7 protein-coding genes are annotated in these 10,506 nt (G+C 34.0%); 3 read left to right on the forward strand and 4 right to left on the reverse strand.

The window, feature by feature from the left end:
* Window positions 1–98: 98 nt before the first annotated feature.
* Together ACR0QS_RS07125 and ACR0QS_RS07130 are read left to right on the forward strand one after the other, a co-directional pair.
* A complete protein-coding gene (locus tag ACR0QS_RS07125; RefSeq protein WP_432632750.1) occupies window positions 99–1,889 on the forward strand; it encodes a phosphoenolpyruvate carboxykinase (GTP) in 1,791 nt (596 codons plus the stop codon).
* 350 nt (window positions 1,890–2,239) lie between these two features.
* Window positions 2,240–3,298, forward strand: coding sequence for a hypothetical protein (locus ACR0QS_RS07130; RefSeq protein WP_432632751.1), 1,059 nt, complete (start codon window positions 2,240–2,242; stop codon window positions 3,296–3,298).
* 109 nt (window positions 3,299–3,407) lie between these two features.
* Here ACR0QS_RS07130 and ACR0QS_RS07135 read toward each other — a convergent pair whose 3' ends face one another.
* Together ACR0QS_RS07135 and ACR0QS_RS07140 are read right to left on the reverse strand one after the other, a co-directional pair.
* The gene (locus ACR0QS_RS07135; protein ID WP_432632752.1) at window positions 3,408–4,631 is read right to left on the reverse strand and encodes a DegT/DnrJ/EryC1/StrS family aminotransferase; all 1,224 of its coding nucleotides are present in this window, start codon (window positions 4,629–4,631) and stop codon (window positions 3,408–3,410) included.
* 9 nt (window positions 4,632–4,640) lie between these two features.
* Complete coding sequence (locus ACR0QS_RS07140) at window positions 4,641–5,258, reverse strand: AAA family ATPase (protein WP_432632753.1); 618 nt, start codon at window positions 5,256–5,258, stop codon at window positions 4,641–4,643.
* Window positions 5,259–5,537: 279 nt separating this feature from the next.
* On the opposite strand from ACR0QS_RS07140, the gene lexA reads away from it, so the two are divergent.
* The gene (lexA, locus tag ACR0QS_RS07145) at window positions 5,538–6,170 is read left to right on the forward strand and encodes a transcriptional repressor LexA (RefSeq protein ID WP_432632754.1); all 633 of its coding nucleotides are present in this window, start codon (window positions 5,538–5,540) and stop codon (window positions 6,168–6,170) included.
* A 66-nt stretch (window positions 6,171–6,236) separates the two neighbouring features.
* Here the strand turns inward: lexA and ACR0QS_RS07150 are convergent, their stop codons facing one another.
* Together ACR0QS_RS07150 and tyrS are read right to left on the reverse strand one after the other, a co-directional pair.
* Window positions 6,237–9,194 (reverse strand): LPS-assembly protein LptD, encoded by a 2,958-nt coding sequence (locus ACR0QS_RS07150; protein WP_432632755.1) that lies wholly within the window; start codon window positions 9,192–9,194, stop codon window positions 6,237–6,239.
* A 41-nt stretch (window positions 9,195–9,235) separates the two neighbouring features.
* Entirely contained in the window at window positions 9,236–10,435 is a 1,200-nt protein-coding gene (tyrS, locus tag ACR0QS_RS07155; protein WP_432632756.1) for a tyrosine--tRNA ligase, read from the reverse strand.
* Window positions 10,436–10,506: the final 71 nt, after the last annotated feature.

Consider the following 10,506-nt stretch of genomic DNA (forward strand, 5'->3'; position numbering starts at 1 on the left):
GATTATATTCCGATAAATAAGTCAATAAAAATCATTTACTAAAAATTAATTTTATAGTATAATGAATCAAAAATTTTATAAAAAAGGAATAAATAATTATGAAACTTGAAGATTTAAAAAACGAAAAACTTAAATCTTGGATTAAAGAAATGGCGGATATGTGTCAACCGAAAGACATATATGTTTGCGATGGAAGTAGCGGAGAATACGACAGATGTATGCAAGAGCTTATAGATTTGGGATTGGCTCATCCTCTCAAAAAGAGGAAACATAGCCATTCTTTCAGAAGCGACCCTTCCGATGTTGCGAGAGTGGAAGACAGAACTTTTATAAGTTATCCAAACGAAATAGACGCGGGACCTACAAATCATTGGATGAATCCTGACGAATTAAAGAAAACAATGAAAGACTTATATAAAGGCTCGATGAAAAACAGGACAATGTATGTGATTCCGTTTTCTATGGGACCTGTAGGTTCTCCAATCGCAAAAATCGGCGTGGAACTTACGGACAGCGCTTATGTTGTTTGCAATATGCATATAATGACGAGAGTCGGAACTAAAGTATTGGAAGTTTTAGGAGCAAACGGAGAATTTGTCCCTTGCTTGCATTCGGTTGGCGCTCCTTTATCGGACGGAGAAAAAGACAAAAAATGGCCCTGCGCTCCGATAGAAAAAAAATATATTTCGCATTTTCCAGATGAAAATTTAATTTGGTCCTACGGTTCGGGCTACGGCGGAAACGCTTTGCTTGGTAAAAAATGTTTGGCTTTGAGAATTGCAAGCGCTATGGCAAGAAGAGAAGGATGGATGGCGGAACATATGCTTATATTGAGATTAACTAATCCAGAAGGAAAAAGATTTCATATAGCGGCGGCTTTTCCGAGCGCATGCGGTAAAACAAATCTTGCAATGCTTCAGCCTACAATCAAAGGTTGGAAATGCGAAACTATAGGAGACGATATAGCTTGGATGAAAATCGGAGATGACGGCAGACTTTATGCGATAAACCCAGAAGCGGGATTCTTTGGAGTAGCTCCAGGAACTTCTTACGATTCAAATCCTATGGCTATGGATTCCATAAGAGAAAATACGATATTCACAAACTGCGTTGAAACGGATGACGGCGATGTATGGTGGGAAGGAATGAGCGAACCGCCAGCGCATGGTAAAGACTGGAAAGGAAACGACTGGACGCCAGCAAGCCCCGATAAAGGCGCTCATCCAAACGCGAGATTTACCGCTCCAGCTAAACAATGCCCTATAATCTGTTCGGACTGGGAGGACCCAAAAGGCGTTCCTATAGATATATTTATTTTCGGAGGAAGAAGAGCTTCAGTCATGCCGTTGGTTCATGAATCTTATAACTGGGACCATGGAGTATTTATGGGTTCTACGGCTGCAAGCGAAACTACCGCCGCTAATATCGGTTCGGTTGGCGCTTTGAGATTCGACCCGTTCGCTATGCTTCCTTTTGCGGGCTACAACATGGGAGACTATATGAATCACTGGCTCGAAATGGGAGATAAATTGGGAGATAAAGCTCCTAAAATTTTCTATGTTAATTGGTTTAGAAAAGACGCGGACGGAAAATGGCTTTGGCCAGGATTCGGCGACAATTCGAGAGTTCTAAAATGGATGTGCGAAAGAGTCGAAGGAAAAATTGAGGCTAAAGACACTCCAATCGGAAGAATGCCTAAAGACGGAGATTTGGATTTAACGGGATTAAAAATTGACGAAGCGGATTTCAAAGAGCTTATGAGAGTCGACATCGAGGCTTGGAAAAATCAGGCAAACGAAATAGAAAATCATTATTCAAAATTCGGCGACAGACTTCCTCAAAGACTCAAAAAACAGCTTGAAGAATTGAGAGCGAGATTGAATAAATAAATCGAGTAAACGATTAAAAAATAAAATTATACCGCTGGTTTTAATTAATCGGCGGTTTTTTATTTGCATTGTCATTTGCTATTCGCAATGATGGAATTATTAAAAATATTCGTAATTGCAAAAAAAACAAAAAAATCCACTTAATTAAAATAGAAAATAATTAAATTATGTTAACTCTATCTATAAATTCACTTAAATTCTTTCATAACTTTATTACTTTTTGTTAATTTCTTATTTTTTTTTTTTTTTTTGACAATAATAATTTTTTTGCTTGACTTTTACAAAATAATTGCTATACTATAAATATAGAGAGAAACTCTATAAATAAAATTTATCATAAGGAGTTAATTATGATTAACACAAAAGAATTAAAAGTTTCAAAAAGAGTGGCTATTGTTTTATTGATAGTCGTATTTAGTATCGTAGGAATTGTTGCCTGCGGAGGAGACGATATTACTGGAAGCGGCAGAGGTAATAGTTATACTCAAACTCCAGTTGGACCAACTGGACCTACATCTCCTACTACTAATACTAATAGTGGCGGAGGTTCTGACCTTCCTGGTATGGATACGAATGATACATGGGAGATGCCTAAACCTAACTGGGGAGACGATACATATTACACGATATATATTCCATTTAATGGTCGAACGAATGTAAGCTATAAAGATACTACCACTTTGAATACTCTTTACAGAAGATTTATTGAACGCGGAATAGGAGGTAACGGCGGAAGATGGTTTATCAAAGACGGAGGAAATACTTTGTCAGACCCTACGCAAGGAAGTTATTATTATTTTGATAAAGATTTAAATATTCGTTATGGCGGAAACACATATGCGGGATATCATAAAAGATTAATGAAGAAATTCCTTGGAGCAGTAATAGTCGATTATAGTTGGAATGATAGAGAAGACGGGATAGATAGAGGAAGGTTAAGAGGAACTTGGTCTTTAGGCGGACTTTATGAGACTATGGTAAGCAAAAAAGACGACCCCGACTATGGACAAGGTTATTGGCAATATAGTGGACCGGATGCTGAATATCTTCGAATATTTATGGGAAACTCTTTTGAGAGAACAAGAGGACATGTAGAAGTTGTTATTATGAACGAAGGATATGCCGATGGAAAATATAATGAATTTGGAGCGGATATATATATGTGCACCACTCCGAAGAACGCTTATACGGGCAGCGCCGATGTAGAATATAAACAGGCTTATTATGCTTATAAATCTTACTTGGGAGCTGACCCTTCAGTATATACTAAAAAATTGCATACTCGAACAAATCTGGCTTTCTGTTGGGGAAAATATGCTTTAACAAATGGATGGGGACATATTGCAAAAACAGGCTATCAGAAGTTTACATATTTCTCTTCTAGACCTTCCGCTTGGCATTTAGAATAGGTTTTGAGAACTTTATTAAGGTTTTTTAAATATATTTAGATATAATTTATTTTTGAAACTTTGGGGCTTGCTCGTTTAGGGCAGGCTCTTTTTATTTTCTAATTTACGATTAACTCAAATATTCCGCTATACTACTTGCAATAAATCTCGCATTCTCTTCGTTTAACGAACTATATAAAGGCAATGTGATTTCATTCTTATAAAGATTAAAGGCGTTATTATAATCGTTAATATTATAACCCAAATCTATATATGCTTTTTGAAAAGGTAAAGGAAGATAATGAACATTTAAAATTATTCCAAGCTCGAACATTTTTTCTATGAGCGCGTTTCTGTCGCTTTCTTCAAAATCTTTTATCCGAATCAAATATAAATGATAGGAAGATTCGCTATAATCGTTTTTTAATTCTGGAATAATTATTTTATCATTTTTGCTTAAAATCTCGTTATAAACGCTCGCAATTTTTTTTCTGTTTTCAAGCATTTTATCATATCTTCTAAACTGCGATAAACCAACCGCCGCATGCAAATCGCTCAAATTACATTTATAACCGATGCATTCTATATTATATTTCCATGAGTTTGCGCCGCCTTTGTCTTTATCGAATGCGCTTTTATTCTGTCCGTTCAAAGCCCAAATTGAAATTTCTTTATATATATCGTCCGCTTTTATATTTCCAATATCGTTAAACGCCAAAGCTCCGCCTTCCGCTGTCGTTATATTTTTCACGGCATGAAAAGAAAACGAAGTAAAATCCGCCTGATTTCCTACTCTTTTATTTTTATAAATCGCTCCTATAGAATGCGCTGCGTCCGACAAAAATAAAATTCTATTCAATTCTTTTTGATATTTATTATTAGAAGGTTTGAATAAATTTTTTTTATTTTCAAGAATATTTTTAATCGCGTCATAATCGCATGGAAAACCGCCAATATCCACCGAAATAATTGCTTTAGTTTTTTCGGTTATCGCATTTTCTAATTTTTTTAAATCGATATTAAAATCGCTTTTATTAATTGAATCCGCCGCGTCTAAAAATACTACTTTCGCTCCAAGATGAATTGCTACATTCGATGTGGATGCATAAGTATAAGCGGGAACTATTACCTCGTCTCCTTCACCGATTCCGAATATTTTTAAAGCCAACTCCATAGAAGATGTAGCGCTTGAAAGAAGTTTAACTCTTTTTACTTCGAGATATTTTGATAATTCTTCTTCAAATTCTTTATTAACCGCTCCGCTCGTTATCCATCCCGACTTTAATACTTTAACTACGGAGTCTATTTCGCTTTCGGTTATATCGGGAGGAGAAAATGGAATAATTTTTTTCATTATTTAATTTTATTTTTTATTAAGCGCTATTTTTTCTATCATTTCAACGACATTATCGATTCCCAAAAAATCGCTATTGAAACAAGCATGATAATTTCGAGCGTCTCCCCAAACTTTTCCCGTATAATAGTTATAATGCTTTTCTCTCAATTTATCTCTTTCTTTAAGAATTTTTTCTATATTTTCGCTGTTTAATTTATATTCTTCAACCGCTCTTTTTATTTTGCTTTTAATATCCGAATATACGAAAATATTTATGCAGTCGTCAAATTTTTCCAAAACATGATTTGCGCATCTTCCCACTATAACGCATGAATGTTTTGAAGCGACTTCTTTAATCACATTGCTTTGAGCGAAAAACATTGTGTCCTGCAAAGATTCTCCGTTTCCAAATACCATATTTCCCGCATAAGAACCCGAAACTGCAAAATTAAATAAAGGAGTCCCCGTTAATTTCTGTTCGTTTTCTTTTATATAATCGGGGGAAAATCCCGTTTTTTCCGAAGCCATTTCAATTATGGCTTTATCGTAAAACGGTATATTAAGCTGATTTGCAACCGTTTCGCCAATATATCTTCCGCCGCTTCCAAATTCTCTGCTTATAGTTATAATAATTTTTTTATCCATAGATTCTCCGATAATTAAATTATATTTTAAAGATAATCAATATTTTTTTATTAAATATTTTTTAGAATTTTTTTAAAATAAAATTTAATAAAAATAATATTAACGAAAATTATATTTAAAATTTTTTTATTTGTCAAGGCTTTAAAATATTGTAAAAAATAATAATTTAAATTTATTTAACTATTGACTTAATATTTTGATATAGTATAATAATTCATACTGTTAAACATGATGAAAAATAATTAATTAAAAAAAATAAAAAACAAAGGAGAAATAATTATGACAGAATTAACAGAAAAACAAAAAGAGATGCTAGATTTCATGAGGAAGTTCACAAACGAAAACGGATATCCTCCAACTGTAAAAGAGATGATGGCGAGATTCAATTTTGCATCTCCGACAGCGGTGACTACTCATTTAATAGCTTTGGAGAAAAAAGGATTTATCAAAAAAACTGGAAACAGAGCGCGAGGAAGCGTTCCCGTAAACAGAAATAAAAATTACGACATGGTAAATATTCCTTTATTGTCGAAATTGTCAAGAGAAGCTAACGCTGGTGTGCTTATGGACTCTGCCGAAGAAATAGTGGAAGATACTTTCACTTTGCCAAAATCAATAGCTAAAGACGAAGGAAATTTTCTTATAAAAGTAGTAGACGATTCTATGATTGACGCTCATATAAAAGAAGGCGATATGGTTTTGGTAAATCCTATAAATGTAAATCCGAATAACGGAGATATAGTCGTGGCAAAAATAGATAATAATGGAAACGAAGAGATAACGATTAAAAGATTTTTTAGAGAAAACGATTATATAGAACTGGTTTCGGAAAATAAAAATTATCCTCCGATTAGACTTGGAAATGTGCCTATAATTGGAAAAGTCGTTGGACTAATAAGATTAAATTTATAGTTTAAATTAAAAAGTATTTTTATAAAATATTTATTATATTTTTTTAATATTTTATAACTCGAATACTTAAAATATAAAACTCGAGTTGGTCACGCTTTCCTGCAAATCCGTAATGGTTTTATTGAGGTCGTATTCTCTTCTTCTTGGAAGTCCGCCGCCTGGGAAGTCGGTTAATGTGAATTCAATCCAGAATTCTTTCTCCCAATAGGAGCCTTTAACCGACCCGCTCGCGACATCCGAAGGCAATGTTGAAGGGCGAACGGAAAAAGTCGCGAGGAATTCCCATCCGTCCAAATCATGCCATATACTCGCTTCTATAGACGACAATTTAAATAAACTGCTCATTCTTTTTTGCGAATCTTTGAAATTAAAAGAATCCATAATATCCTGAAAAGGATTAACCCAATCCTCGTTTTCTTTTTGAGCGTAAGATTTTATATATCTGTAAGTCCTGTCATTTTGGCTCGTGGTTGCAAACCTAACTCTCCATTGCTGCAGTATTTCAAATTCTATTCCAAATATAAAAGAAGCGCTATTATATCTATAATTAATGAAATCATGATTATATGAAATGTCAAAAAAGAAATCAAAAGAATTCATGATGCCGTCTCCGAAGAAAGGCTTTTTCCCTTTTCGTAATAATATCCAGTCGGTAATCGTTCCTATAGGTATCGGTATATGTATAACCGTGTTTATGCTATTTGCGGTTAAATTCGTTCCTAATAAATTTTTTCCTATATTATAAGTTACATAAGATTCGTCAATATATAATCTTGCCGAACCTCCGACTTCTGTAGTTAAAAATTTATTTGTGGAAAAATCGATTTTATAGCTTTTGGTTTCGGCGTTATAATAAGGTTTCATATCGTATCCCGTTCTAACATATCCTTGAACATCCAAATTCAAATTAGGTATATAAAATAAACTATATCCCGTTCCGCCTATTGACAATCTCGAATTAATATTATGCGAACTGAACTCTCCGCCCGCTCCCGCGTTTGTGCTTTCGGCTTCCATTTCTTTGAATTGATAGCCCAAACTGTAGGAACTTTCCCAAGTGATAGTAGGAGTAAAATAATTATCCCATTGGTAAGGAATTACGCTTCGAGGCAAAAATACGGATAAATTCATTGTAGTTCCCAAACCTACATAAGTATTGTTTCTATCGTAAATTATATCTTCCGCAGTCGGATTAACGCTCTTTTGATAATTATAATCTAATCTCGCGTTTGGCGTGAATCTTACAAATTCGTTAGTGAAACTTCTTGACATATTTCCATATACGCTTACATTATTTCTTTCCGCTATCTTTTCGTTTAACTGGTCGTTAAGGTCGGGATTATCATAAAAATATATACCTTCGGAAGTTTTATAATTTACCGTTCGATTATAGCTTACGCCTAAAGAATAATTGATATTCAAATCTTGAAAATAATAAGAGGTTTCGTCTCCCCATACCGAACTATAACTCGCTTCTACCGAAGGCAAAACAAGTCTGCTCGGTTTCGACATATAATAATCGAAGTTTGTATTTTCGCTTACCGAAAGATTTCTAACGGATGCCAAATCCCATTGCGCTCCCGCCCTTAAAGAGATTCCGTAAATCGAATTATTTAAATAAATAGAATTTTCCAAAGAACTTTCGGCATAAGAGTCTCCAATATCGTCCAAATTTCCTCTTATTGCGGTAAAGAAAGATGCTATATCCATAGCAGGTCTTTGATTATAGAAATCCGAACGAAAATATAAATCGCTATTCAAATTTAATCTTCCAACGACATAGCTGTTTATATTTTCTCCATTATATAACTGTATCGTATGGTCGTATTCAAATTTATATCTTGGCTTGAATTTTCCAGATTTACCTTCCGCAAAATAGTTGACATATCTTGTGCCGAATCCTACGCTCGAAGATATATAAGAATCGAGCAAATAATACTGCCTTCCCAAAGCAAACATAGCGTCCAAAGATAAATCATGATACTGACTCGTATATCTTATTTCGTCTCCCAAAAGAAAACCAAGCTTTTGATAGGCGTCAAATCTTATAGTATGTTCCATTCCGTATAAACCGAATGTTTTTCTGTTTTGCATATATACGCCTTCTCTTAAAGACTGTCCGAAAGCGGTTATTATTCCCGTTCCCATGTAGTTTTGAAAGAATAAAGGAAAATAAAATACTGGCTGCCTTCCGACTCTATAGATGCCGTTGAACAGCATGAATTTTTTAGTGTCCCATACATATACTCTGCTTGCCAAAAAGTCATGCGCTACGGGAGTGAGCCTCGAAAAACTAACGCTGCTTTTATCGGCGTAAAAATTCTCATCGTTAAATTTTATAATATCTCCCGCAACTGTGAAAGCCTGATATTTTGTAGTTCCGCTAAATAAAACTCCTTTTCTGCTTTCTCTATTCAACATAAACCATTCGCCTTGAAGGTCGTTTTCGGAAGATTGAACTCTCAAATTTCCTTGAGCGAATATTTCTCCCGTTTTCAAACTATAAACCACTCTGTCGGAAGATAAAGTATTTCCGTATAATTCTATAGCGACATTTCCATACAAAAATATTATCTCTTCGTCCGATTCTTTAATAGCATATCTTTCCACATAATCGGCGCTTCTTAATTGAACTCTTCCGCCGCCTCCGCCAAAAGAACTTCGAGCTACGCTTTTTATTTCATTTTCGCCCGTTATTTGTTCCACTTGAACATTAACCTGCCTTTTTATTATTCTCTCTCTCAAATCGGCTTCGGTATCGGAAGGATATGTTTCTATATTATAAGTTTTCGCATATTCCAATAATGCATCATAAGGAGTGAAATTGACGACATTAATAAAAGAAACGGGATTTTTCATCGCGTCAAATTTGCTTATTAGTAATAAAGCGTTCGGAGTTTCGTTAGTTTGAGTTTGAATATTATTTGTATTATTATTTTGAATATTATTTTTATTATTGTTATTTTGAGAATATAGATTAACATTAAAAACAAATATAAATAACAGCAGAATTAAAACGCGCATATATCCTCTTAATAACCAATTTTAAGAAAATTTTTCTAATTTTATTTTATTTTTATTTTAAAGAAGTTTCGTTTTCCAATTTTCAATACGCCTTCTTTTAATATATTTAAATTCATATCCGTAATTTTTTCGTTATCAATCGAAACGCTTCCTTGAGAAATTAATCTTTTCAAATTCGATTTGCTTTCGTTTTTCATGCATACTGACAAAACTGTTAATATATTGCTGTCGTTTTTATCAATAATAATTTCTTCGATATTGTCGGGCAAACCTTTTGAGCTGAATATTCTTTTAAACTCTTCTTCCGCCGCGTCCGCTTCATTTTCGCTATGATATAATTTAACGATTTCTTTAGCCAATATAGATTTTATATTTCTTGGATTTTCTCCGTTTGCCATCGAATCGGCATAAGATTTTATATTTTCCATAGGAATGTCGGTTACAAGTTCCATATATTTCGTAATCAAATTGTCGGGAATGCTCATTGCCTTTCCATACATATCTTTTGGACTGTCGTATATTCCGATATAATTTCCTAAAGATTTGCTCATTTTATTTACTCCGTCAAGTCCTTCCAATAAAGGAACGGTTATAACGGCTTGAGGAGATAGTCCGTATTCTTTCATTAAACTTCTTCCGACAAGCAAATTAAATTTTTGGTCTGTGCCTCCGAGTTCTATATCGCATTCCAAAGAAACCGAATCGTAGCCTTGAGCCAAAGGATATAAAAATTCCATCATGCTTATAGCCTGTCCGTTTTTATATCTATTTGAAAAGTCGTCTCTCTCTATCATTTGCGCCACCGTGTATCTTGAAGTTAGTCCTAAAACATCGGCAAAACTCATTTTTTCAAGCCATCTGGAATTAAAATCGATTATGGTTTTTTCGGGGTCTAAAATTTTAAATACTTGCTGTTTATATGTTTCGGCATTTTTCAATACATCTTCCGTAGTTAATCTCGGGCGAGTTTTTGTCTTTCCAGAAGGGTCTCCGATTCTTCCAGTAAAATCTCCGATTAAAAAAATTACTTTATGTCCCAATATTTGAAAGTGGCGCATTTTTTTTAATAAAACGGTATGCCCCAAATGAATATCTGGAGCGGTAGGGTCGAATCCCGCTTTTACGGTTAATTGTTTTCCGCTTTTTAATTTTTCTTTTATCTCTTCGAGTCCTATTGCTTCGTTTATTCCGCGAGTGATTAATTCTATAGATTCTTCAACGGTAAATTTTTTATTTTCCATAATTATTAAAACCCTTCAATTAAAATTTTAAAGTAAACATAATTTCTAAAATATTATGATAACTATAATAA

Origin of the sequence: Brachyspira sp. (assembly GCF_050873525.1) — a bacterium.
Taxonomy (GTDB): domain Bacteria; phylum Spirochaetota; class Brachyspiria; order Brachyspirales; family Brachyspiraceae; genus Brachyspira.

What these genes read in the sequence shown, in the direction of transcription:
- ACR0QS_RS07125 (WP_432632750.1), top strand. Translation starts at nt 99, where the DNA reads ATGAAACTTGAAGATTTAAAAAACGAAAAACTTAAATCTTGGATTAAA.
- ACR0QS_RS07130 (WP_432632751.1), top strand. Translation starts at nt 2,240, where the DNA reads ATGATTAACACAAAAGAATTAAAAGTTTCAAAAAGAGTGGCTATTGTT.
- ACR0QS_RS07135 (WP_432632752.1), bottom strand. Translation starts at nt 4,631, where the DNA reads ATGAAAAAAATTATTCCATTTTCTCCTCCCGATATAACCGAAAGCGAA.
- ACR0QS_RS07140 (WP_432632753.1), bottom strand. Translation starts at nt 5,258, where the DNA reads ATGGATAAAAAAATTATTATAACTATAAGCAGAGAATTTGGAAGCGGC.
- lexA (WP_432632754.1), top strand. Translation starts at nt 5,538, where the DNA reads ATGACAGAATTAACAGAAAAACAAAAAGAGATGCTAGATTTCATGAGG.
- ACR0QS_RS07150 (WP_432632755.1), bottom strand. Translation starts at nt 9,194, where the DNA reads ATGCGCGTTTTAATTCTGCTGTTATTTATATTTGTTTTTAATGTTAAT.
- tyrS (WP_432632756.1), bottom strand. Translation starts at nt 10,435, where the DNA reads ATGGAAAATAAAAAATTTACCGTTGAAGAATCTATAGAATTAATCACT.